Origin of the sequence: Veillonella sp. T34266-5, assembly GCF_002959815.1 — a bacterium.
In the GTDB taxonomy this organism is placed as follows: domain Bacteria; phylum Bacillota; class Negativicutes; order Veillonellales; family Veillonellaceae; genus Veillonella; species Veillonella atypica.
Genome location: NZ_PPCZ01000013.1, coordinates 101,318 through 127,898 on the forward strand (window position 1 = coordinate 101,318; position 26,581 = coordinate 127,898).

The 26,581-nt window shown below is 38.9% G+C and carries 22 protein-coding genes, 1 other RNA gene and 1 other annotated feature; all 23 genes read right to left on the minus strand.

Annotated features, from left to right (window positions below; all coding sequences use genetic code 11):
- Positions 1-13: 13 nt before the first annotated feature.
- Entirely contained in the window at positions 14-1,759 is a 1,746-nt protein-coding gene (locus VIHSUH07_RS05420) for a B12-binding domain-containing radical SAM protein (protein WP_105084175.1), read from the minus strand.
- Positions 1,760-1,823: 64 nt separating this feature from the next.
- Positions 1,824-2,189, minus strand: coding sequence for a DUF4229 domain-containing protein (locus tag VIHSUH07_RS05425; protein WP_105084176.1), 366 nt, complete (start codon positions 2,187-2,189; stop codon positions 1,824-1,826).
- Positions 2,190-2,337: 148 nt separating this feature from the next.
- Positions 2,338-3,786 carry an Asp-tRNA(Asn)/Glu-tRNA(Gln) amidotransferase subunit GatB gene (gene gatB, locus VIHSUH07_RS05430; protein ID WP_105084177.1) on the minus strand — a complete coding sequence of 483 codons (1,449 nt, stop codon included), beginning with the start codon at positions 3,784-3,786 and terminating at the stop codon, positions 2,338-2,340.
- Positions 3,783-5,243, minus strand: a complete 1,461-nt coding sequence (gene gatA / locus VIHSUH07_RS05435; RefSeq protein ID WP_105084178.1) for an Asp-tRNA(Asn)/Glu-tRNA(Gln) amidotransferase subunit GatA — start codon at positions 5,241-5,243, stop codon at positions 3,783-3,785. Before gatA ends, gatB begins: the two co-directional genes overlap by 4 nt.
- A gap of 11 nt (positions 5,244-5,254) precedes the next feature.
- Positions 5,255-5,545, minus strand: a complete 291-nt coding sequence (gene gatC, locus VIHSUH07_RS05440; protein ID WP_105084179.1) for an Asp-tRNA(Asn)/Glu-tRNA(Gln) amidotransferase subunit GatC — start codon at positions 5,543-5,545, stop codon at positions 5,255-5,257.
- A 64-nt stretch (positions 5,546-5,609) separates the two neighbouring features.
- Positions 5,610-7,610 carry an NAD-dependent DNA ligase LigA gene (gene ligA, locus VIHSUH07_RS05445; RefSeq protein WP_105084180.1) on the minus strand — a complete coding sequence of 667 codons (2,001 nt, stop codon included), beginning with the start codon at positions 7,608-7,610 and terminating at the stop codon, positions 5,610-5,612.
- A 30-nt stretch (positions 7,611-7,640) separates the two neighbouring features.
- Positions 7,641-9,830 (minus strand): DNA helicase PcrA, encoded by a 2,190-nt coding sequence (gene pcrA, locus VIHSUH07_RS05450; protein ID WP_009661228.1) that lies wholly within the window; start codon positions 9,828-9,830, stop codon positions 7,641-7,643.
- A 110-nt stretch (positions 9,831-9,940) separates the two neighbouring features.
- Positions 9,941-10,882, minus strand: a complete 942-nt coding sequence (locus VIHSUH07_RS05455; RefSeq protein WP_105084181.1) for a manganese-dependent inorganic pyrophosphatase — start codon at positions 10,880-10,882, stop codon at positions 9,941-9,943.
- 150 nt (positions 10,883-11,032) lie between these two features.
- Positions 11,033-14,242, minus strand: coding sequence for an efflux RND transporter permease subunit (locus VIHSUH07_RS05460; RefSeq protein ID WP_105084182.1), 3,210 nt, complete (start codon positions 14,240-14,242; stop codon positions 11,033-11,035).
- Between the two features lie 10 nt (positions 14,243-14,252).
- Positions 14,253-15,383, minus strand: coding sequence for an efflux RND transporter periplasmic adaptor subunit (locus VIHSUH07_RS05465; RefSeq protein ID WP_038122667.1), 1,131 nt, complete (start codon positions 15,381-15,383; stop codon positions 14,253-14,255).
- Positions 15,384-15,652: 269 nt separating this feature from the next.
- Positions 15,653-15,994: a transfer-messenger RNA gene (gene ssrA / locus VIHSUH07_RS05470) on the minus strand.
- Between the two features lie 29 nt (positions 15,995-16,023).
- Complete coding sequence (bioF, locus tag VIHSUH07_RS05475; protein WP_105084183.1) at positions 16,024-17,187, minus strand: 8-amino-7-oxononanoate synthase; 1,164 nt, start codon at positions 17,185-17,187, stop codon at positions 16,024-16,026.
- 1 nt (position 17,188) lies between these two features.
- Positions 17,189-17,917 carry a 6-carboxyhexanoate--CoA ligase gene (locus VIHSUH07_RS05480; protein ID WP_105084184.1) on the minus strand — a complete coding sequence of 243 codons (729 nt, stop codon included), beginning with the start codon at positions 17,915-17,917 and terminating at the stop codon, positions 17,189-17,191.
- Positions 17,917-18,408, minus strand: a complete 492-nt coding sequence (locus VIHSUH07_RS05485; RefSeq protein ID WP_105084185.1) for a hypothetical protein — start codon at positions 18,406-18,408, stop codon at positions 17,917-17,919. Before VIHSUH07_RS05485 ends, VIHSUH07_RS05480 begins: the two co-directional genes overlap by 1 nt.
- Positions 18,409-18,563: 155 nt before the next feature.
- Positions 18,564-18,944: a glucosaminidase domain-containing protein gene (locus VIHSUH07_RS05490; protein WP_005377606.1), complete on the minus strand. Its 381-nt coding sequence runs from the start codon at positions 18,942-18,944 to the stop codon at positions 18,564-18,566.
- Positions 18,945-18,965: 21 nt separating this feature from the next.
- Entirely contained in the window at positions 18,966-19,436 is a 471-nt protein-coding gene (smpB, locus tag VIHSUH07_RS05495; RefSeq protein ID WP_105084186.1) for an SsrA-binding protein SmpB, read from the minus strand.
- Between the two features lie 30 nt (positions 19,437-19,466).
- The gene (gene rnr / locus VIHSUH07_RS05500) at positions 19,467-21,806 is read right to left on the minus strand and encodes a ribonuclease R (protein WP_105084187.1); all 2,340 of its coding nucleotides are present in this window, start codon (positions 21,804-21,806) and stop codon (positions 19,467-19,469) included.
- Between the two features lie 70 nt (positions 21,807-21,876).
- A complete protein-coding gene (gene secG / locus VIHSUH07_RS05505; protein ID WP_005377589.1) occupies positions 21,877-22,113 on the minus strand; it encodes a preprotein translocase subunit SecG in 237 nt (78 codons plus the stop codon).
- A 5-nt stretch (positions 22,114-22,118) separates the two neighbouring features.
- Complete coding sequence (gene sigH / locus VIHSUH07_RS05510) at positions 22,119-22,787, minus strand: RNA polymerase sporulation sigma factor SigH (RefSeq protein WP_105084188.1); 669 nt, start codon at positions 22,785-22,787, stop codon at positions 22,119-22,121.
- A gap of 128 nt (positions 22,788-22,915) precedes the next feature.
- Positions 22,916-23,452: an NYN domain-containing protein gene (locus tag VIHSUH07_RS05515; protein WP_009661160.1), complete on the minus strand. Its 537-nt coding sequence runs from the start codon at positions 23,450-23,452 to the stop codon at positions 22,916-22,918.
- A gap of 9 nt (positions 23,453-23,461) precedes the next feature.
- Positions 23,462-24,199: a 23S rRNA (guanosine(2251)-2'-O)-methyltransferase RlmB gene (gene rlmB, locus VIHSUH07_RS05520; protein ID WP_105084189.1), complete on the minus strand. Its 738-nt coding sequence runs from the start codon at positions 24,197-24,199 to the stop codon at positions 23,462-23,464.
- Positions 24,192-24,677 carry a Mini-ribonuclease 3 gene (locus VIHSUH07_RS05525; RefSeq protein ID WP_105084190.1) on the minus strand — a complete coding sequence of 162 codons (486 nt, stop codon included), beginning with the start codon at positions 24,675-24,677 and terminating at the stop codon, positions 24,192-24,194. The genes rlmB and VIHSUH07_RS05525 overlap by 8 nt, the downstream gene beginning before the upstream one ends.
- Positions 24,667-26,115 carry a cysteine--tRNA ligase gene (gene cysS, locus VIHSUH07_RS05530; RefSeq protein ID WP_105084191.1) on the minus strand — a complete coding sequence of 483 codons (1,449 nt, stop codon included), beginning with the start codon at positions 26,113-26,115 and terminating at the stop codon, positions 24,667-24,669. The genes VIHSUH07_RS05525 and cysS overlap by 11 nt, the downstream gene beginning before the upstream one ends.
- 49 nt (positions 26,116-26,164) lie before the next feature.
- Positions 26,165-26,370, minus strand: a binding site (T-box leader).
- Positions 26,371-26,581: the final 211 nt, after the last annotated feature.

The window sequence follows — 26,581 nt, forward strand, 5'->3', positions numbered from 1 at the left end:
ACACTCCTCTATATCATTGTATGTTTTCAGGGCGAATGAATGGGGTCACCTCTTTATTCACATCTATAATCACTGTGAAAGCCCCTTCTGGTATATGTTGAATTCCTAAATAAGTTGCTGTTTCACGGCTCATGGTCATTTCCACATATTGCTGACGAATTTTACGCCATTCTTTAAACGTATAATTGGGAATAAATGTAGACGCAATCTCTTCATTGCGCCAAAACGCTTCGCCTACTTGTAGCAATTCCTTTGTTTGTTTAGGCAATCCTACTGCGTCGCTGCGCACCTTACCACGATAGCTTACCAATGTATCGTATTGCAATAACTCTGCAGCTATCGTATCACCTTTTGCAAGGAAGAAACGATATAAGAATTCAATTTGGTCTATATCCTTAAGATTAACCTTATGATTACCTTCCTTAAGCCATGCACGTGTCATATCACAAAAATAGGTAAATGCATCCGTTTCACCGTGAATCAATTGTTGTCCAATATAGCCAAATGTTGTTCTAAATCGTTCACTATTATAAAAACGCTCAAATACATCTTCAAAATATTTCAAGAATCGTACATCATCATAAGGTAATACATGCGTGCTTAGAACCTCATATGGTGCCAATGGATCTGCCACATATTTATATTCACGCATCCGTCGTACACCAGATCCTTTTAGCAATTTTAAGAATCCTATTTGTAATGCATGAGGTTGTAAGCTAAATAAATCGTTAAAAGATTGTCCAAATCGATTAAAATCCTCGTGAGGCAATCCTACGATAAGATCCATGTGAACATGCGTACGTCCTGCTTGAATAATAGGACGTATAGATTTTTGGATGTATGGCCAATCATTATAGCGATTGATAGCATCTAATGTTTTCTTATGCGTACTTTGTACACCTACCTCGATTTGAATGCGTCCAGGCGGCGTTTCACAAAGAATGTTAGTTTCCCACTCCGTCATAAGCTCCGGTTCCATTTCTAAGTGGAAATTCATATCTGTATCGCTATCTCTCATGAACTCCATAAGTGGTCTATGATGATGAGGTGCACAGTTAAAGGTGCGGTCTACAAATTTTACTTGCTTCACACCATGATCAATAAACCATTGCAATTCTTCTAATGTCCGCTCTTGAGGAAAGAATCGTACAGTATTCTTATTACCCGACAAACAATACTGACAAGAAAAAGGACAACCACGAGAGGATTCATAATAAATAATCTTATGCTCTAAATCCTCCATATCTTCTTCTGTATATGGAAATGGTATAAATGATAAATCAGAAACCTCTACAGCCTCTAAAGATCCTAGAATACTACCATCCCTACGTCCTCTCACTCCGGGAATCACAGGGTCTAATCCATCATTACCAAGCTGTAAGGCTGTTACAAGAGCATGGAATGCTTCCTCGCCCTCACCTTGTACAATATAATCAATATTCGGACATCGTTCTAATAATTCATCGGCTGTGAAAGAAACCTCTGGTCCACCCAATACAATTTTAATATCTGGTCGTACGGCTTTCACCATGTCCACCACATGCAAGGTCATTTCAATATTCCAAATGTAGCAGGCAAAACCTAGGATATCGATATCATGCTCTGTAATATCGCTAAGAATATGCAAAACAGGCATATTAATAGTATATTCCACTATATCGTATGCCTGTCCATGGGCTTCACCATAAGCCTTGAGATATCTCAAGGCTAGTGAAGAATGTATAAATTTTGAATTTAATGTTGATAGAACTACGTTCATAGTACCCCTTTAGCATCATCGAATGGACTTGCCACCGTCTTGTCATAATAGATATATTATACCATTAAAACAAGCCTAAGATAAAGGAGATAATAGCCCCTACTAGGATGACCACGCCAACGATGGACAAGATGATGCCGCCAAAGAATACGATAGCTGCTAAGATTGCAGCTAATACAATAATCATAATGATACGGCTTAACCAACTAGAACCGCCAAAATGATATACCTTCACACGAGGGCCATAGTCTTGAAATTGCTCGTAACCACTTTGCGCTTCTTCTTTTTGACTAGGTGTAAATTCAACTTGTACAGTATCCCCTTCTTCATCAATGGTAACCCCATCAAAATCGCGGCGCTCTGTATCGCTTAGGACACGTGTCTTAGTTTCTTGTTCTTTATTTTCATTCATTGTATCTTGGTTATTCATGATATATTCCTTATCACAAAACTATTAATCAATTTTATACAATTTATTATACCATAATAGTCATGGAAACAAAATATCCCCTATGGTAAATATACCATAGAGGACAATTCGTTTAAACAATATTAAGATGAACTAAGTCAAGACAGTCTTAGTCGTTTAAGAATTTTTGTAATAATTGGTTAACCATACCAGGGTTAGCACGACCTTTTGATTCTTTCATAACTTGACCTACCAAGAAACCGATAGCTTTGCCATTACCGCCCTTAAAGTCAGCCACTGGTTGTGGGTTATTAGCGATAACTTGTTTTACGATTTCTTCAATAGCGCCAGTATCTGTAATTTGAACAAGACCTTCTTCTTTTACGATAGCATCAGCATCCTTGCCGGATTCCCACATGGATACGATAACTTTTTTCGCAATTTTACCAGAAATGGTGCCTTTTTCAATAAGAGCAATCATACCAGCCAAGTTTTCAGGGCTTACCTTAGATTCACCAAATGTTAAGCCGCTTTCATTGATCATCTTAGACAAGTCACCAAGCATCCAGTTAGACACAGTCTTAGGATCTGCGCCAGCTTTCACAGCTGCGTCTAGGTAATCAGCCGTCTTACGAGCCATGGTAAGGATGGTTGCATCTTCACGAGACAAGCCATATTCGGATACAAAGCGCGCAATTTTAGCGTCTTGCAACTCAGGCAAAGAACGACGTACTTCTTCGATTTTTTCGTCCGTAATTACGATTGGTACCAAGTCTGGTTCTGGGAAGTAACGGTAATCGTTTTCTTCGTCCTTCTTACGCATGCCAAGAGTGATGCCTTGTGCATCGTCCCACGTACGTGTTTCTTGGTCTACTTTGCCGCCTGCTTCGATAAGCTTAGCTTGACGCAATGCTTCGTATTCAACAACCTTTTGAATAGCTGTTAAGGAGTTAACGTTTTTAGTTTCTGTACGTGTACCAAATTCTTTGGAGCCACGAAGGCGTACGGATACGTTACAGTCACCACGCAAGGAACCTTCTTCCATACGACCGTCAGATACTTCTAAATATTGCAAAATGGAACGCAATTTTTCAACGTATGCTCTCGCTTCTGCACCGGATCGAATATCTGGTTCAGATACGATTTCAAGAAGAGGTACGCCTGTACGGTTATAGTCAACATTAGAAGAATTAGAATCGGAAATCGTATTACCGCTATGAACCAATTTGCCAGCGTCTTCTTCCATGTGAATACGTGTGATACCGATGCGTTTAGTTTCACCATTTACTTCAATGTCTAGGTGACCATTCAAACAGATTGGCAAATCGTATTGAGATGTTTGATAGTTTTTAGGCAAATCAGGATAGTAGTAGTTTTTACGGTCAAATTTGTTGAATTTAAGAATTTCACAATTCAACGCTAAACCTACTTTAATGGCAAATTCTACTACTTGTTTATTCAACACAGGCATAGCACCAGGTAAGCCAAGACATACTGGGCATACATGTGTATTTTGATCACCGCCGAATTCAGTGGTACAACCACAGAAGATTTTAGACTTAGTCTTAAGCTCTGTATGAACCTCTAAACCAACGACTGTTTCGTATTTACTACTCATAGAGAAACCTCCCCAGTTGGTGCTACTAATTGACAATCTGGACGTGCTTGTTCGAATGTGAAAGCGGCACGTAACAATGTTTCTTCGCCCATTGCAGGACCCAATAATTGCAAGCCAATTGGCAAATTATCGCTACTCATGCCCGCTGGAATGCTAATACCAGGAATACCTGCTAAGTTAGCTGGAACTGTACAAATATCTTCTAAGTACATAGCTAATGGGTCATTGATTTTTTCACCAAACTTATACGCTGTGTTAGGAGCTGTTGGAGCCAATAACAAATCAACCTTGGAGAAGGCTGCATCAAATTCATTTTTGATAACGCGACGTACTTTAAGAGCTTTCAAATAATATGCATCGTAATAACCTGCGCTCAATACATAGGTACCGAGCAAGATACGACGTTGTACTTCTGGTCCAAATCCTTCTGTACGAGTTTTAGTAGACATTTCTACTAAATTATCTGCAGGCACGCGCAAACCATAGCTTACCCCATCATAACGAGCCAAGTTAGAACTTGCTTCTGCCAATGCGATAATATAATATGCAGACAAAGCGTATTTTGTACTAGGCAAAGAGACCTCAACGATTTCAGCACCTAATTTTTTATATGTTTCAATTGCTTCATCAATAGCCTTGCGTACTTCTGTATTAAGACCATCGCCAAAGAATTCTTTTGGTACACCAATTTTTAAATTCTTAACATCGTTTACGAGCGCTTTTGTATAATCTACACGCTCACCAGGAATGGATGTAGAATCTTTAGGGTCATGACCAGCAATGGCATTTAATACCAATGCAGCATCGGTTACGTCCCGTGTAACAGGTCCAATTTGATCCAAGGAGGATGCAAAGGCAATTAAACCATAACGTGATACATTACCATAGGTAGGCTTCATACCTACCACACCACAGAAGGATGCTGGTTGGCGGATAGAACCACCTGTATCGGAGCCCAATGCCCAGATAGCAGAACCACTGGATACTGCAGCTGCACTACCACCGGAAGAACCGCCTGGTACGCATTCCAAATTCCATGGATTAGCTGTTTTAGCTAATGCGGAATTTTCTGTGGAACCGCCCATAGCGAATTCATCCATGTTAAGTTTACCTAAGCTAACTAAGTGATTAGCATGTAATCGTTCAATAACAGATGCATTATATGGAGGAATGAAATGTTCCAACATTTTAGATGCACATGTAGCAGGTTGATCTTTAATACAAATATTATCCTTAATAGCGCCAGGAATACCTGCTAATGGGGAAATAGCTTCACCTTTAGCAATTGCTTCATCTACAGCTTTTGCAGATGCTAATGCTAATTCGTGAGAATCAGATAAATACGCATGTACCTCTGGTTCCACTTTTGCTTTGTGACTAATCACTGCATTTGTTAATTCTACAGCACTGATTTCTTTGTTCACTAATTTAGTGTGTAATTCATGAATTGTTGCCACAGTGAAACCTCCTATTCTTGTACAACGCGAGGCACCTTAAAGTACCCATCTTCTTCTTCAGGTGCATTAGACAATGCTAAATCATGATCTAAAGAAGGTTTAGTCTCATCTTCTCTAAATACATTATGCAAAGGAACAGCATGAGCCATTACTTCTACATCATCTAATTCTAATTCATTTAATTCTGCTACATACGTTAAGATATCGGATAACTCCTTCTCAACGTTAGCCATTTTATCTTCTTTTACTTCTAATCGGGACAGTAAAGCGATTTTTTTAATTTCCTCTTGGCTGATTTTCATCGGTCCACATCCTTTCATATCTTTTAATTATAAAGCATATGACATATATTTTCAAAATAAAGGATTAGTTTTCACCTAAATCTTTAAGTAATTCTATAAATTCTTCTTCATTGATAACGCGAATACCAAGTTCATTCGCCTTTGTCAATTTACTGCCACTATCTTCACCAGCAACGACGAGTGTTGTTTTCTTAGATACGGACCCGGTCACCTTAGCGCCGTGTTTTTCTAATAGTTTACCAGCTTCACTGCGCCCCATGACCTCGAGTTTACCAGTAAGAACAACGATTTCCCCTTCCATTTCATTGCCAGCGGCTTCTTGCACATCTACGTCCATTTTTAGGCCGGCATCAATCAGGCCCTTGATAATCTCAATATGTTGAGGGTCTTCTCGATATTCGATAATGCTATCTGCCATGGTAGGCCCAATTTCTTCCACCGCCACTAATTCGTCTTTACTAATCGTTAAAAATCTATCCATAGACTTCACAACATTAGCAATTGTACCGGCCGCTTTAGAACCGATAAGGCGAATGCCAAGACCAAATAGTACGCGGTCTAATCCACGAGATTTAGAATCTGCAATAGCTTTCACAAGATTATCTGCCGATTTTTTACCCATACGGTCCATACCCATGATGGATTCCGTAGTCAAATGATATAAATCAACTACATTGGTAATCAATTTTTCATTGATTAAATTTTCCACAATACTTGGGCCAAGTCCATCAATATTCATCGCATCGCGAGATGCAAAGTGAATGATTTGTTCCTTTTCAATAGCAGGACAATGTTTATTAGTACAGCGAATGGCCGCTTCACCTTCGCGGCGTACTGCTGGACTTTCACAAACAGGACAACAATTGGGAATTGTGAAAGGAACCTCACTGCCCGTACGTTTTTCAGGCAATACACGAATGACTTCTGGAATGATTTCAGCCGCCTTGTGAATAAGTACATGGTCACCAATACGAATATCTTTTTCAGTGATGAAATCTTGATTATGTAATGTAACACGACTCACATTAGTGCCGGATACAAACACAGGTTCTAATTCTCCAGTTGGCGTCAATACACCAGTACGTCCTACATTGATGGTAATATCTTTGATAATTGTTTCTACCTCTTCTGGAGGATATTTATAAGCCGTAGCCCACTTAGGGTCCTTTGCGGTTGAGCCTAACATCTCTTGATCATTAAAATCATTGACCTTTATAACCATACCATCTGTATCGTATGGCAGTTCATGACGTTTTTCGCCCCAATAATTAATGGCCTCAATAACTTCATCTACGGTATTACAAACGCGATAATGAGGATTTACAGAGAAATGAAAATTCTCCAATGTATGTAATAATTCCTCTTGCGTATGAATATTAGCGCCGCTTTCAGAACCGATAGCATAAGCAAAGAACGCAAGATTACGACTTGCTGTAATAGCAGGGTCCTGTTGTCGCAAGGAACCTGCCGCTGCATTGCGAGGATTGACAAAGGTTGGTAACCCTTCTTCATCACGTTCCTCATTGATACGCTTAAATTCGCTATGTGGCATGTACGCTTCACCGCGAATTTCGATAAATTCTGGAGCATTTTCTAGGTATAAAGGAATGGATTTGATGGTACGCACATTAGCTGTTACATCTTCCCCCACCTTACCATCACCGCGTGTGACGGCACGAACAAAGATACCATTCTCATAGTGCAAATTAACAGCTAAGCCGTCAATTTTCAACTCCACCACATAAGCCTTTGTTTGATGTCCCAATTCCTTCGTTACCCGTTGGTCAAAAGCACGCACTTCATCCGCACTAAACACATTGGATAAGCTGAGCATAGGTCTACCATGGACCACTTTTTCAAAAGGACCATCCGCCTTGATGCCAACCCGCTGTGTAGGAGACGATGGCACAATATATTCAGGATGTGCCGTTTCTAAATCAACGAGCTCACGATATTTTTGATCATATTCAAAATCGCTCATCGTCGGATTATCTTTTACATAATATAGATACTGAGCATGAGTCAATTCTTTTTGTAATTGTTCTATTCTATCTTTAGGATTCATAATTATCCTCTATATCATACAGTGATTGTTTTAACCTTTTTTTACCGGTGCAAACTTAGCCATAACTACCCGAACACCTTGTGTAGGGAATTCTATAGTCAGCTTCATGCCAGCCCCCTCACCAGAAACATTAACGACCTTACCATTTCCCCATTTACTGTGAATAGCAGTATCCCCAACCTTCCAATCAGCGATAACTTCATTGCGAATAATCGGTTTTGTTACTGGCCGACTAGCGACCGACATATGTCTTGGCACTGTTGGTTTAATATCATCAGGAATTCTTCGTTTTGCACGTAAACTATCGACGAGTTCCGCTGGAATTTCATCGATGAAACGAGACGGTAAATAACTGCTAGTACGACCGAATACGGTACGGGTTGTAGCATTAGAAATATATAATTCCTTCTCAGCACGCGTAATCCCTACGTATGCGAGGCGTCGTTCTTCTTCGATTTCCTCAGGATTCATCAAGGTACGGCTATGTGGGAATAAGCCCTCTTCTAAGCCACCAAGGAATACAATAGGGAATTCAAGACCTTTAGCAGCATGTAATGTCATCAAGGTAACCTTAGATTCCTCTTGTTCAAAGGAATCGACATCGTTTACTAATGCTACTTGTTCCAAGAAGTCTTCAACAGTACCTGTTGGATTCGTATCTTGGAAATCCTTTGCCACAGATAATAATTCACCGATATTTTCGGCACGTGCTTGGTCTTGTGGGTCCGTACTTTCCTCGAGTTGAGCCAAATATCCAGTTCGATCAAGGATAGCTTCTAAAATATCAAGAACGGATTTATCATCCATTTCTGCAACAAGGGTAAAAATTAAAATGCCAAATTCTTCAAGTTTCTCTTTCGTTTTACCCTTAATGGTATCGACCAAATGCAATTGTGTTAAGGTCATAAATAGAGATGTACCATTTTCACGAGCATAATCTTGTAATTTAGAAACAGTAGTAGCACCGATACTGCGCTTTGGTACATTGATAATACGCAACAAACTTAAATCATCGAACGGATTATATAATACGCGCAAATAGGCGAGCACATCTTTAATTTCTTTTCTATCGTAGAACTTAGTACCACCTACCATTGTGTATGGCAAAGCGCGTTTGATTAACGCTTCTTCTAGCACACGGGATTGTGCATTGGTGCGATATAGAATGGCCATGTCACCATACGGCACGCCGTGAATATCGTGTTTTTTGACTATTGTATCGCCTATGAAAGCCGCCTCTTCATGTTCCGATTGAGCCGTAAAGTGCTGGATTTTAGCTCCTTCTACTTTATCAGTCCAAAGATTCTTTTCTGGGCGCCCTTCATTATGGTCGATAACTGCATTAGCCGCATCCAATATGATTTTTGTAGAACGATAGTTTTGCTCCAATTTAATGGATGTACAATTTGGATAATCCTTTTCAAAATCGAGGATATTTTGAATATCTGCACCACGCCATGCGTAAATACTTTGGTCAGCATCACCTACGACGGCGATATTCTTCCAATGCGATGATAACAAATAAGCCAATAAATACTGTGCATGGTTTGTATCTTGATATTCATCAATCATGACATACTTAAATCGTTTGCTATATTTATCAAGCACAGCTGCATTAGATTGTAATAATTTAACAGCTACTAGCAATAAATCATCGAAATCTAATGCATTGTTTTTACGCAATTCTCGTTCGTAGTATTCATATACATCAGCTACCTTTTGTTGATAAAAATCTCGTGCTTGTTTTCTATAATCTGAAGCGAACATCAATTTATTTTTTGCATCAGAAATAGCACTAATCATAGCACCTACAGGATAATATTTATCATCCAAATTAAGGGCCTTCAACGCTGCTTTTATAACGACTTGAGAGTCGGATGTATCATAAATTGTAAAATTACTGTTGTAACCTAAAAAATTATCTAATTCAAAGCGTAAAAATTTAGCACAAAAGCTGTGGAATGTACTTAGCCAAATTCGGTTAGCTACATCGCCTACAAGCCCTTCTACACGGCTTTTCATCTCCTTAGCCGCTTTATTGGTAAAAGTGATGGCTAAGATTTCATAAGGATTTACACCTTGAGCTAGCAAATATGCTATACGTACAGTTAATACCTTTGTTTTCCCTGATCCTGCACCTGCTAAAATCAATAGTGGGCCTTCGGTATGTTGTACGGCTTGTTGTTGCTCCCGATTCAAGCCATCTAACAATGATTGCATGGTATCTCCTTATCTATAACATAAAATGAGTAATTATTAATGACCATCACATATAATAAAAACGTTGCAAGAGCAACGTTTTTATTACCATGATATGTCGATATCCTTTATTATTTCATAGCTCCTAAAATTGGAGGTACAATTTGTTTCTTACGGGACATTGTATTTGGTAAGAATACAGCATTATCTTTTACGTCTTTACCAAATGCGTTAACTACAACGGATTCTACATCGCCGCTATAGATCAATGTTGTACTTTCATCAAGAATATTGGTAACCATAATATAGGATGCAGCATAGCCGTTAGTTGTACGAAGAGCTTCTAGAGCTGCTACTAATTCAGCTTGCTTAGCCAACACATCAGTTGTATCCATAACGGAAATTTGACCGATAGAAATCGTTTGACCTGCTTCGGAGAATTCCTTCATATCTGTACGTACGATTTCATCGTTTGTTAAATCAGAAATATCTGCGCCAGCTTTCAACATATCTAAACCATAGGAATCGATATCTACACCAGCGATAGCAGCTAGTTTATGAGCCATTTCCTTATCTGTTTCTGTACATGTTGGAGAGCGGAACAATACAGTATCAGAAATAATAGCAGACAACATCAAACCGGCAATATTCTTAGGAATTTCTTGATTATTTTCAATATAAAGTTTAGTCAAAATTGTATTTGTACAACCTACTGGTTCCATGCGAATGAATACAGGGCCGTCAGTTTCGAAATCACCAATACGGTGATGATCGATAACACCACACATATTCATAGATTTGTAACCATCGATGATTTGCTTGGATTCATTATGGTCAGTTAAGTATAAATCGCCACCATTAGGAGCGAACTCTTCCCAGTTTGTAACGATTTGTGGGTGTTCGAAACCGAAATGTTCCAATGCGTATTTAGTTTCCTTATTCGCATCACCAGCACATACAGGCGTTGCAGGTGTACCCATTTGTGTTAACAAATTAGCATAAGAAATAGCAGAACAAATAGAATCAGTATCAGGGCTTTTATGACCAGCCACAAATGTTTTTACTTCACTCATGTTTATACCTCTTTTATATAAATATTTCACAATATCGCCCATGCGATAATTAAATCGTTTTAACTAGCATATTATACCATAAAATAGTTAAAAAAACACGCCTATAAGCTATGTTATAAGCGTGTTTTATTTGTGTTATGAAATTTGGAATTAGTGATCCTTTTTACGTTTTGTAAAGAATCCAGGACCAATCTTTTCGACGATAATGAAAAGCATTGGAATGATAAAGATACCAAAGAATGTAGCTGTTGTCATACCTGCTACGACTGTGATACCCATTGATGTACGAGCACCAGAACCGGCACCAGTAGAAATTGCCAATGGCAATACGCCTAGGATGAATGCAAAGGACGTCATCAAGATTGGACGCAAACGAATCTTAGCCGCTTCGATAGCCGCATCGACAACATCCATACCGCGTTCGTCAACACGAATCTTCGCATACTCGATAATCAGAATAGCATTCTTAGCAGCTAAACCTACCAATGTTAACAAACCAATTTGCATATAGATGTCATTTGCTAATTGGAATCGACCTGTAAAATTCAACAAGAATGGTACTAATGCAGCACCAATCATACCAGATGGTACGGAGAATAATACAGCAAATGGAACTTTCCAGGATTCATACAATGCAGCAAGAATCAAGAATACAAATGTCAAGCCAAGACCTAGAATCAACATGGTTTGTGATCCAGCCTTCAATTCTTCGCGGGATTGATCGCCCCAATCATAGGTATAACCAGCTGGCAATGTTTTAGCAGCTGCATCCTTCAATGCTTGAATTGCATCACCAGAAGCATATCCTTGAGCCGCAGAGCCACCAATTTTAACGGCCATAGCATTATCGAAACGAGTGATAGATGAAGGGGTTGCCGTCTTTTCTTTCGTAATGTAGTTAGCAATAGAAACCATTTGTCCCTTACTATTACGAACTGCGAGCATATTCAAGTTGTCAGCATTTTGACGGAATTGATCCTCTGCTTGAACAACAACCTTATAGTTCTTACCATACGATGTATAATCATTAACTTGAATACTACCATAGAAACCTTGCAATGTGGTGAAGATATCAGTGAGCTGAACACCATCTTGAGCAGCCTTATCACGATTGATTTCAAATTGTAAGGATGGGGATGATGTATTAAATGTGGTATACACTGTTTGAATAGCCGGATTAGTTCTAGCTTCTGCCATAAATGCCTGAGCCCGTTCAGCCATTACCTCAGCACTATCACCAGCTTTATTAATGATATACATTGTAAAGCCACCAGTGTTACCAAGGCCTGGAATGGATGGAGGATTCAAAGCTACTACACTAGCTTCAGGTACATTCTTCGCACCAAAGCCAAATACTGCACCCACCATAGCATTAACAGATTGATTAGATGATTTACGTTGATCCCAATCTTTTAATACCGCAAAGGAAACACCAGCACTAGATTTTTGAGAGCCACCTAAAAGGTCAAACCCAGAAACAGTAAATACTTGTTCTACATTATCTTTAATGCCCGGTGTTTGCTCTAAGAAATCTTTGATTTTATCAAGAGTTTCCACGGTACGAGCAGACGTTGCTCCTGGTGGTTCATTTACAGCAATAAGGAAATATCCACTATCTTCTGCAGGTACGAAACTTGTAGGTAAGAAATGGAATACGATACCTGTACCAGCAGCAAAGACGAGTAATGTAATAACGGTTAAGCTCAGACGATGGCTCAACCGAGCTAACACCTTACCATACCAATCACTAAAACGTTCAAGGCCACGATTAAATTTATTGAGTTGACGATGAACAAAGTCTTCACGTTCATTTTGTACATGTGGTTTTAACATCAATGCACACAACGATGGTGTCAAAATTAACGCAACAACTGCGGAAATCGCCACAGAAACGGCAATTGTTAAGGCGAATTGCTTATATAAAATACCGGTCATACCGCCCATAAATGCAACAGGTATGAACACGGCGGCTAATACAAAGGCAATACCAACTACTGGGCCTTGTACATTTTTCATAGCCGCAATGGCAGCTTCTTTTGGAGATAAACCATTATATTTTAACTCATATTCAACAGCCTCTACCACTACGATAGCATCATCGACGACAAGGCCGATAGCCAATACCATGGCAAACAGTGTTAATGTATTGATGGAGAAATCTAATAATACAAAGGCACCAAATGTTCCTAGTAATGATACAGGTACTGCAATCATCGGAATCAATGTAGAACGCCAAGATTGCAAGAATACATACACTACGATGAGTACGAGCAATAAAGCTTCAAAGAATGTATGCTCTACTTCATTAATAGAGGCACGTACGAATTTCGTATTATCTACGACTTCGTGATATTCCAAATCTTGTGGGAAAGACTTAGACTGTTCTTGCAATATTTTTTGAACATTTGAAATCGTCTCTAAAGCATTTGCATCATTTTGTAAAGAAATGGCAAAACCAGCAGACGGACGATGTTCAACAAATAAAATCTCACCAGATGGAGCATTTGGATCGCGATATGAAGACTTAGCGACAAAATCGTACCCTTTTGCGCCCACATCAATACGAGCAATATCCTTTAAATGTAATACAGTACCATTAGAGTTCTTGATAACAATATTACCAAATTGTTGCTCTGTCACTAGACGGCCATCAATTTTAATTGGATACTGGAATGCTTGTTCTCCATTGGTAGGATTTTTACCAACTGTACCAGCTGCAGCTTGTACGTTTTGGCTTTTAATAGCAGATGTTACATCAGACATGGTAATGCCTAATTTTTGCATCTTGCTAGGATCTAACCAAATGCGCATTGCATAGTCAGAACCGAATTCTTGAACGGAACCAACACCTTTTACGCCCTTAATGGCATCCATCAAATAGTTTGTACCATAGTTTTTAAGGAATGTACTATCAAAGGTACCATTAGGAGAATTCAAGGAGAAAATATACGCCATATCGCCAGAGGATTTTGTCGTTGTTACACCAACTTGTTGGACCTCTGAAGGCAGTTGAGCTAGCGCCGCTTGCACACGGTTTTGGGTATTAACCGTATCCATATCGGGATCACTACCTTGATTAAACTGTAATGACAAAGAATATGTACCAGTACTAGCACTATCAGATGTCATATAGTCTAAATCTTGAACGCCTACAATTTGAGACTCAATTACACTGGCTACAGTATCATTCAGTACTTGAGGCGTAGCACCTGTATACATGGTACTAACACGTACACTTGGTGGTGAAATTTGTGGATATCGAGCTACCGGAAGATTAACCATTGAAAGCAAACCGATTAATGTAATCATGATGGCAATAACAATGGCAAAGATAGGTCGATTAATAAAGAATTTCGACACGTCTTACCTCCTATTGTTTAGCTGTTTCAATTTGTGTTTTAGACAATTCAGTGGCTTGTACCTTTGCACCATTTTTAACCTTAGTTAAACCATCTACAACGATTTCATCACCATTTACAAGACCAGATTTAACGATTGTGAAAGCCCCTGTAGTGCCACCAAGTTCAACAGCCTTTTGAGATACTGTTCCATCTTGACCGATGACATATACAAAGTTTTTATCCATAATTTGTAAAATAGCTTTTGTAGGTACCAAAATGGCATCCGTTAATTTTTCACCAGGAGAAATAACGGTAGCAAACATATTAGGTAACAATAAATGGTCAGGATTAGGGAAGGAAGCTTTCAAAATCAACTTACCTGTGGAAGGATCTAATGTTCTTGCCGCTTGAACAACAGAACCTACTTGATTATATTCCTTGCCATCAGCTAAGCGTAATTTTAAATTAAGACCGCTGTTTTCATCACCAGAACGAGTAGCCATGAATTCAAGATACTCTTGTTCAGTCATGCTAAATTCAACAAAAATAGGATCTACAGAATCGATGGTTACCAATGTCGTAGAGCCAGCATTAACAAATGTACCTATATCAACAGCATCCATACTCAATGTGCCGGAATATGGTGCATAAATGATAGTATCACCCAAGTTATCTTGCGCAATCTTCAATGCTGCTTGTTGTGCTTCTACAGCTGCTTTAGCTTGTTCTGCAGCAGAACGTTGTGTATCTACGCGTTGGCGTGCAATCGCATCTTGACTTGCCAATGTTTCATAACGACCTAAATCAGTTTCTGCATTTTGATAATCTGCATTAGCTCTTGCTACATTAGCTTCCGCTGTTGCTACATTGGATTCATATTGGCGAGAATCGATGCGATATAAAGGTTGACCAGCTACTACTTGGTCCCCACCTTTAACAAATTTTTCCACCACATAACCAGTAACACGAGCATGTACAGCCACAGAATTTTCTGCCTTAACCGTACCCGTATAGGTTTGATCAACTTGTGCGTTTTGCGATACGATTTTATACGAATTTACCGCCACATCAGCTGATTGCTGTTGTTGACTACCACAACCTGCTACCAGTAAAGCGGATACTGCTAATACTGCTAACATGCGTGAATATCGAGACTTCATTACATGTACTCCTTTTCATAACACTAAATTTATAAGATCCAAATTCATAAATTTCTCAATATATTGTACTTTATTCCCATGTGATAGTCAAGATTTCTATATCCTATAAACCTCTAATAAAGCTAGATATTATCTATATTTTTAAACATTCAATTGCGTACAATTTCACACCATATATTGTTGACTTTTATAACAATTTGTGTACAAAACAAAAAATACCGAAGATTAGTATCATTACAAGATACCAATCTTCGGTATGAATCATCTCATGGTGGAGATGAGGAGAGTCGAACTCCTGTCCAAAAGCGTTGCCATATAGACTTCTCCGAGCACAGTCTATGATTTAAGTCTCAAGTACCTATCGCTCACAGACAAACTACAGTACTCCAGTTCATGTTGTCTCGCCTAATTCATATGAACGACTAAATTAAGCCAGCCTACGGTTTGACGTCCGTTCACACTTGGTAGGCACAAGTATGAGGGACGTAGCTTATGCAGCTAATGCAAAATTTTCTTCTGCGTTTAAATGTTTTCCCACCGTTTAACGGCCCAATGGAACGCCGACTCGCTATCTATACCACACTCGCCCCTGTCGAAACCTTTACATCCCCATGGGTTTGTTGGTTTATCTATCATACCCCTAATGTATATTCATGTCAACTAGTAATTCATGCAACGTTTGCGCTACATAATCAAGTTGTTCTTTACTATGAGCGGCTGTAACTGTCATGCGTAGCCGACTTTCACCAACAGGAACTGTAGGAGGTCGAATCGCTGTAATAATAATGCCTCGCTTCTCTAACTCACGGGCCAATGTTAAGGCTCGATCATTATCACCTACCACAATTGGGAATATAGGTGTTTCGTCATCACAATCAATCCCCATAGCCTGTAATTTATGTGCCATATATACAGTGTTATCACGTAATGTTTCAACCACAGATGGTTCATCATGTACAATTCGTAGGGCCTCTAAAGCCGCACCGATATCAGCTGGGGACAAAGCTGTAGAGAATATAAAGCTACGACTATAGTTAATCAGGTATTCTATTAATTCCTTACGACCCGCCACATAGCCACCAACAGAACCTAAAGCCTTACTCAAGGTACCAAGCTGTACATCTACATCGGTTAGACCAAAATGATGAGCTGTGCCTCGCCCATTACCGATGACGCCAGTTGCATGTGCATCATCTACCATAAGAAGAGCGTTATATTCCTTACTTAACTCATACAGTCTATCTAATGGTGCAATATCTCCATCCATGCTAAATACACCATCAGTAATAATCATTTTATGAGCCGATTTGTAATTCTTAAGAATATATTCCGCATGTTCTACATCTTTATGTTTATATCGCTCAATATGAGCTCCACTCAGGCGACATCCATCGATGATACTAGCATGGTTCAATTCATCGCTAATGATGACACTATGCTTATTCATTAAGGCCGTAATTGTACCGACATTGGCCATATAGCCTGTATTAAATACGAGAGATTGCTCTGTTTCTTTAAAATTGGCTATAGCCCTTTCCAATTCCTTAAACAAGGGAAAGGATCCCGATGTCAGTCTAGCGCCACCAGATCCGGTACCATATTGTTGAATGGCTTGAATGGCCGCTTGTTGTACACGAGGTTCATGGGTAAGTCCTAAATAATTGTTAGAGGCCATCATGATATACTCGCGATGATCTCGTTTTACACACACCGCATCTAAAGGCTCATAGGTCTTAATCGTTCTCTTATTTTGTTCTTGTTCTTTAGCCTCTAGTTTTTTCTGAAAGTCTTGATAATAATCCACGTTACCACCGTACCAATACTGTTGTATTCTCTAAATAATCGACAATTTCATGAATAGGCTTATCGGTATCTACAAAAAATACACGGCCCCCGATAGGATTTCCCATTTCTTTCATATTCGGAATGCGATGATATATGCCATTACATGCTACATATCCCACTGTATAATCGGGATCGTCGGACCAACAAAGTTCACCTACAATACCAGGGCAGGACTGTGCCTTTGTAGCTAGTACTAGTGCTTCACGCATGTGCACATTCATAGGTCTTGTTTCGTTGCCACACGCATCCATATGACTTACACGAACACCGCGCATCGTGTCTTGATCTAATCGCATACCTGTATCTGCATTCATTAGAATAGCACCACGCATATTTCCAGGCAATTGTCCTAGTTCTGTGAAAGCATTTTCTACTGCCTTATGGCTCACTACAGACTGTAGTAAGTTTTTTGCTAATTCATGTGATTCTTTTACCGATGCAGTCTCATGTTCATCAACATCAATACAATCAACATATGTAATATCCTCATCGTGAACCGCGTCTATACGAATATTTATAAAATCTGATTTTCCTTTACTATGATGCAATGCACGATGAATTAAAGAGGATGCTACAGATTCTAAATCACTTTCTTCCACAATGCGTTCAGCCCCAGATATATGGCGTCCCCCTTCTTCATGAGGTCCTCCTTCTGCACCGCGCATACGAATACTGTATAGCCCCATCATTACACAACCTTTCGAGGTGCACTATGTGTAGCTGCTGATACAACCTTTTTAAATACAGCAGTCATGATAGGCGCTACAATAGCGGTAAAGATCATACCTGGTACAGCAAGCATAACCATAGCTAAAGCACCTTTACCAACATAGACGGATAGTGTTAATCGAGCTACTGTAGATGCAATAGGACCACTTAGGATTACACCGAGCATATGATTTTTGCAAATCCATAATAAGAAACCAACGACCAATCTAAACTGCAGGGCAATAGCAACACTTAGAAAATTTTGTGTTCCTAATGCCAATCCGATAAGGCTGGATAAACAACCGCTAATGATGTACTTTTTAAATCCAAAGGCCGCACAAATTGCTACTGCTAGAGGAGCCGATAACTGGAACTCAATGCCTGGCACAAGATTAGGAATCTTGATAGCGCCCAAGATTGTAATCATAGCAGTTAAAATACCGATTTCTGTGATTTGACGAATTTGACTCATAGTATTCACCTCTTCATGTACTTACATTGTCAACTATATAAATCACACTTTGTTTACATTATAAGAAAATGTGTGATTTTTATCAACTTTTATTTTGTACTAAGTTAACAATCTGCATAAAAATAAGGGACTGTAACACAGTCCCTTAACCATATTTAGAAATTGATTGTATTAAACACTTGTAATACAGAGCCATAATAAGAATTAAAATCTGCTGTAAAGTATCCGCCATTGTACAAGGCATTGATATACGAATACAGAGATGTAGCATTTGTCATGCCATCTTCTCTATAGTATGTCAAGTAATTGCCAAAATAGTTGGCAAAATCAATAAAATCTGTAAAATGTCTCCAGCTTCCATCTGAAGCAGTAACACCACCTAGATTATGATGTGTTGCTTGTAGTTGAGATGTAAACCCACCTGTTTCAATATACCATTGAGTGTATATAAATTTGGGATCTACATGTACTCCGTTTTCAGCTGCTTTTTGAGCTGATATTTTTGCCAAACTATAAAAATATTGATTAACTTCCACTAAACATCCTCCTATTATATATCAGTATTTTTGTTGTTCTTTCAAACGCTTAGCAATGTCACGCTTTGCATCCCGTTCTGCCATATCTTGGCGTTTATCATACAATTTTTTTCCTGTCACAAGACCAACCGTTACCTTCACATAGCCACGGCTAAAATGAAAGTTCAACGGAATCAAGGAGAACCCCTTTTCTTTCACTTGTTGGAATAATTTTTTAATTTCCGATTTATGCATCAATAGTTTACGTGTTCGCTCAGGCTCATGATTAAAGCGATTGCCTTGTTCATAAGGACTGATGTGTACACCGTAGAGAAACATTTCTCCCTTATCTATACGGATAAAGCTATCCTTAAGATTTAATTTACCTTGGCGAATTGATTTAATCTCTGTCCCCGTCAATGCAATGCCCGCTTCATAGGTTTCATGAATATTAAAATCATGACGCGCCTTGCGGTTATCTGCAATTAATGATGGTGCATCTTTTTTTGCCATAGTCACCTCACAATAGGTATTAATATTTCATTATCGTTTACGTTTTTTTACTTTTTTCTTAGACCCTTTATGGTCTTTACGTCCCTTTTTATTCTTTGGAGCACTAGATGTGCCAGTATACCGGTCTCTCCGTTTAGAAGACTTACTATGTCCCTTACCTTTTCGTTTAGATTGTTTAGAGATACCAGAACGGCCAAACGGTTTCTTCTCTCTAGAGCCTACATAACCTTCGGAATTCTTCATCATTTCTTGAATTCTCATAAGATTATCCACTTCGCCGAGTACGAAATCGATTTGACGTTTTTCCACATCCGCTTTCACCAATGTCACCGTTACTGTATCACCTAAATGATAGATTTGACCCGTACGCTTGCCAACTAATAGGAAATGTTCTTCATCGTAAAAATAGTAATCATCAGTCATCATGTTCATATGAACAAGGCCATCGATACCATTATCTAACTCTACAAACATACCAAAGGATGTGATGCTAGATATTTTACCCTCAAAGACTTCGCCAATAAATGGAACCATATATTGGGTTTTCTTTAAATCGACTGTGTCGCGCTCAGCAGCTACAGCCACTTGTTCACGTTCTGAAGAATGGACAGCTGCACGTTCTAAGAATTCTGTTTTCGTATCGCGGTTTACGTATCCATCAGACCATCCCATATCGGCTTTTAATAAGCGATGTACCATGAGATCTGGATATCGTCTAATAGGCGATGTAAAGTGTGTGTAGCATTTCGACGCCAACCCAAAATGACCTGCATTATCGATGCTATATTTAGCTTGTTGCATGGAACGCAATGTCATGATTTGAGCCACTTGTTCAATATCCGTGCCCTTAACAGCATCTAAAATATGTTGGAACACGCGTGGTTCCAATTCATCAAGATGTAATCGAATATCTTGCCCTAAGTAATTGAGTACCTTTTGATACATACTCATCTTTTCTTCGCTCGGTGTTTCATGGATACGATATACACTCGTACGGTTTGTATTCTTTAGATGAGTAGCTACCGTTTCATTAGCTATAAGCATACATTCTTCAATAAGTCGTTCCGCTAATGTCCGGTCGCGACGTACAATGCGCAATGGCGTGCCTTCTGTATCTAAAAGCACCTTATATTCAGGGAAATCAAAATCCAGTGCACCACGACGACGGCGCATATCATTTAAAGTTTTTGCGATGTCGGATAAATTGTGAATCATCGGCATAAGAGGTGCCAAGTCATCAGGAATAATATCTTCGGTTAATGCTTTATAAATCTCTTTATAACTGCAACGACGATTAACATGGATAATAGATGGTTGAATCCGATAATTAACAACCTTACCATGTGCATCAATTTCCATCATACAGGTCATGGCATATCGATCTTCGCCAGCATTTAAGCTACAGATACCATTGGATAACACCTCCGGTAACATAGGGATAACTCGGTCAACTAGATAGACAGATGTTCCCCGTTTATAGGCCTCTCTATCGATAGCCTTTTGTGACACTACATAATGGCTTACATCGGCAATATGTACACCTAGTTCATAGTTACCATTATCAAGTTTACGACCACTGACTGCATCATCAAGGTCTTTTGCATCTTCACCATCGATAGTAACCATTGGCACATCGCGTAAATCCCAACGTTTTGGATCATCTGTAATGGTCGTATTGATATGTTGACTCGCTTTCACAACATCTTCTGGGAAGGAAAATGGCAAGTCATAATTAGCCATAATACAGTTAATATCAAGGCCTACATCCCCTTTGTAGCCCAATACTTCTGTAATGACACCTTCTGGTTTCTTATCGCCTTCTGGCCATTTGATGATTTTTACGAGAACCTTAGCACCACTGCGAGCATCTAAAGTATTATGTAAATCGACATAAATATCTGTACCCAATCGTTCATCATCAGGAATGACAAAACCAAAGGATTGCTGTCTGTCATAGGTACCTACAACAGTTTCATTAGCACGTTCTATAACTTCAGTGACAACACCTTCTCGTTTATGGCGTGAATCACGAGATGTGATAATACGTACACGAACCTTATCATTGTGCATAGCAGTGCCCTTATTTTGTTCTGCTATATACACATCCTCTTCATCAGGAGCAGTGATAACAAATCCAAAGGATTTTCTGTAGCCCTTGTAAATACCTTCAATAAATTCTGTGTCATTATTATAGGCATATACATCTTTTCTTATAAAGCTTAAACGCCCCTCTTTTAATAGCTCTTTAGCAGCATCCATAAAGGCATCCAGTTCACGTCCGCCCTTAACATGACAATCCATAGCAGCATCATCGATATGATACGTATGGGGATAAATAGATTTATAAAACGCTAACACTTTTTCTTTCATACAAACACCTCCTTTGCATAGTATTCATATATGCTGAAAAAAAGAAAAGCCTGCTAGGCAGGCTTTCAAATTAGAATTGGTTAATCATTGCCCCTAGAACTAAGCTCAACACAGCAAAGATAATACCTAAAATGATTGTACAGCGAGATAAGAACCCATCTAAGCCGCGTTCTTTACCACCGAATGTAGAATCTGCCGCACCAGAAACAGCGCCGCCCATACCAGAACTCTTACTAGTTTGAGCAATTACAACAACAATCAATAAAATGGACACAATGATTTCTAAAACCATCAAAAAATTTGTCACAATAGTCATCCTTCCTGTGTAGGAGCATCTAATACACGATGTTCCAAAAACTTCTCTAATTTACGTTTAACCCTTTGTAAAGCATTATCAATCGACTTGATGCTACGGTCAGTACCTTTTGCCATCTCCTGATATGATTTACCATCTAAATAGCCTTCTAACACTTGCCACTCTAGATCACTTAAAATATGTCCTATGTTTTTTTCGATGTCATCTAGCTCTTCTTGGCTAATAATGAGGTCTTCAGGATTTGTACTTCGTGCTGATGAAAGCATTTCTAACAAGGTCCGTTCAGACTCTTCTGTGTACACAGGCTTATTTAAAGAGATATAAGAATTGAGTGGAGCGTGCTTTTGACGTGTCGCAGATTTTATGGCCGTAATAATTTGCCGTGTAATACATAGTTCTGCAAAGGCCCGAAAAGATGCTAATTTATCATGTCTAAAATCACGAGTAGCTTTATACAAACCAATCATGCCTTCTTGAATGATATCATCTCGATCGGCACCTACAAGAAAATAGGTACGCGCCTTAGCGCGCACAAAATTTTTATATTTATTGACTATATAGTCGATTGCAAACTCATTTTGCTCTTGTTGAGCTATGACCACAACTTGCTCATCAGTCATTTCTTTGAAATTGTAATCGGACTGTTGCGTATGAAAATTGTTCATAGGTCCTCCATACAATCACATATTGTAGAAATACCAATATATGTTATTATACTTGAATTATATATGTTCTGCAATATGTATGAAATAGAATGTACTTCATACTACTACAGTAGGTCTATCTGTTCTGCTTATTTTGTACCTCTCCGTATGGCTTCTAATTTTTCAGCCACATCGGGATCTAAGTGGTCATATACCTCATTTCTCCTGAGTACCATTTGGTCACGATGATGTTTATGTGTATATTGCAAGCGTTCCTCTTGCTTGGCAAGACGCATATCATTTTGTAATTCTCTTGCTGGAATCCGCAGTCCACCAGAACCTAATATTTGATTTTGTTCAGCTCCATCAGAGGTGACAACATAGACATTGGTATACTTGCCTTGCCGTAAGAATACCTCTCGTTCAATAAAAGAATCTGCCGTTTCACCATCATCTGTATATACTTCGATAAATCCTTTAGTGATTTCTTCTATGCTCGCTATAGACTTAGTATATTTACCATCAAAAACGAGTATAACCTCATAACCTTTAAATTTACCATAATTTAAAAGTTGATTACGCAATTCCATTCGAGCGTGTTCCAAGGATTCATTAGCCAGTTTTTTTAAACTTTGCCATGCGAAGATGACATTATATCCATCGACGATTAAAATATCCTTTAGCATGCAGCACCTCTATTTTACCTTCATGGTCCGTTGTCGAACTGCTTCATACATGAGAATGGCAGCAGCTACAGATGCATTTAAAGAATTTAAATTGCCATACATAGGAATGGTAACTAAAAAGTCACAGGCTTCTTTTACGACACGGCTAATCCCCTTACCTTCATTGCCGATGACAAGGACAGTAGGAATGGTTAAATCGGCTTCATACAAGGTACGATCACCTTCCATATGAGCGCCAAGAACCCAGAATCCTTGTTTTTGCAACTGTTTAATCGTTTGCGTAACATTACCAACTTGAACGAGTGGAATCTGCTCTACTGCACCGGCAGATGTTTTAGCAACCGTTGCGTTAATAGGTGCATTATGGCGTTTAGGAATCAAAACTGCTGTGGCCCCCACACATTCGGCAGTACGGATAATAGCCCCCATATTATGAGGATCCTCTACGCCATCCGTTAAGATAAGCAAAGGGTTCTCATGATTGGACTCTTGTAGTACTTCTCCAAGGTCTTTAAATTCTACAGCATTCACAAAAGCAATGACACCTTGATGAGGTACATCCGTTTCATAGCGATTCATCTGTTTAACAGGTGTGGGGCGAATCTCTACCCCCTTTGATTTTGCTAGTCCTACGATGTCAGATAAACCTGTTTTAACTTTATCATCACTCACCAAAATGCGTTGTATAGAACGGCCTGCTTTTAATGCTTCCTTTACGGCATTTCTGCCTACAATATAATTATCCATGTGAAAGTCCTCTTAATGTAATAGAATAGGCCTCTTTCATCAATTCATTAAGTCGGTCCTGCTGACCTGTTTCATATAGGAAACCAAGGACTGCTTCAAAGGCGGTACTATTTCGATATTCTCGTACAGAACTACTCTTAGGTACATTGACATTACTATTTCGAGCTCGTCTAGCAATTGTTTGTTCATCCTCTGTAAGCATTGATTCTAATTGATCCAATACTTTTGACTGAGATTTTGCACAAATAAATTCGGTTACCAATGTATGTAGAACCTGAACCTTTGAAATACTCATTTCTACAACGCGTTGTCTAATGTACATAGAATACACAGCATCACCAATATAGGCCAACATAACAGCATCTGAAGCTAATACTTCAGATGCTGGTTTAGATACAAAAGAATGGTCTTCCGTATCTAAGAGTATTAATTTTTTTATAGCTTCTTGTTTCAGAAATTGAAATTGCTTAAATTTCACGCTTTTTCCACCGTGCTCCTGTAGGAGAATCTTCAATAGTAATACCAATTTCAGCTAATCGATCGCGAATGCAATCGGCAAGAACCCATTGTTTTTGCTCACGGCACGCTTGGCGAACAGATAAAATAACGTCCATCAATTGTTCGTATTCTGCAGCGTCAGCACCAGTATTACCTTCCCAAGCTTTTTCTAATACGCCAATGACCTCTGTCATAAACTTGAAGATACGTTTTACCTCAGCGATTGCTTCTTGGCAAACAACACCTTCACGGCCTGTTACAGCTTGGTAATAAATGTTGATTTCTTTAGCAAGGCCAAACATGCTAGATGTAGCTAAAGCAGTATTGAAATCATCGCTCATAGCAGCTTCGAATTCTTCTTCATATTCTTTAGCTTTTTCTAATAAACGTTGAGCATCGTCACAAGGGCCAGCTTCACATTTTTCAAGATATAAAAGATTTTCGATAGCAGTGCCTAATCGTTCCAAAGATTTGTTAGCTTCTTCTAAACGTTCATCGGAGAAATCCAATGGGCTACGATAATGTGTGCTTAGTAAGAAGTAACGTAAAGCATCTGGACTATATTGTTCTAAAATATCTTTCACCAAGAAGAAATTATTCAAGGATTTGGACATTTTTTCAGAATTAATCGTAATGAATCCATTATGTAACCAGTATTTTACAGATGGATGATGGCCAGAACAGCCTTCAGATTGAGCAATTTCATTCTCATGATGAGGGAAAATCAAATCACTACCACCGCCATGGAAATCGAATTCTTCGCCTAAATATTTTTGGCTCATAGCGGAACATTCGATGTGCCAACCTGGACGACCGTTGCCCCAAGGACTTTCCCAGAATGGTTCACCTGGTTTTGCAGCTTTCCAAAGTGCAAAGTCCATAGGGTTCTTTTTACGACCATCTACTTCAATACGAGCGCCAGCTTCCATATCATCTAATGTACGACCAGACAATTCACCATAATGGTCAAATTTTTCTACGCTAAAATACACATCTCCATCTAGCTCATAAGCAAAGCCCTTATCAATAAGCGTAGAAATCATCTTGAGAATATCAGGGATATGAGTAGATACGCGTGGATATACATCAGCACGTTCTACACCAAGTGCATCCATAACTTCAAAATAGCTATCGATATAACGATTGGCAATTACGTCCCATGCTACACCTTCACCATTAGATGTATTAATAATTTTATCGTCTACATCAGTGAAGTTTTGTACATACGTTACTTTATATCCTACATGTTTCATGTAGCGACGAATTACATCCCACGTTACAAAAGGACGAGCATTACCAATATGAGGATGATTATATGGTGTTACACCACAAACATACATCTTTGCTTCACCTGGTGTTACAGGAGTAAACACCTCTTTTTGGCGCGTCATTGTATTATAAACTGTAATTTCTCTCATCGATACTGATGCCTCCATATTCGAAAAATAAAAAAGAACCCTCATCTCATACAGAGACGATGGTCCGCGGTTCCACTCTGTTAGGTACCAATGTGGTACCCACTCATCGCATAACGGCGCGTCACCGGACAAACCTACCTATAATCGGGATGTCAGCTCATGAATGCATTTCGTCTACCTATCCTTGAACCCTCCCACCATCGGTTCTCGCTAAAAAGTTAGTTGTAGAGTACTTCTTTCAATCTTAGCTTTTAATGTATACCTATATTAAGATATAAAATAATTTTACCAATAATGCTATATAATGTCAATAATTACAAGAAAAACCTCCATCTTCAAAACCATTGAATATATCCCTTTATCAAGGGAATTAAACATATTAAGGATTATGAAAATGGAGGTTCAATCGCACTTTGAAACGAAATTTATTATCAGTTACAAACTGTTAAATCAATGTTCTTACTAC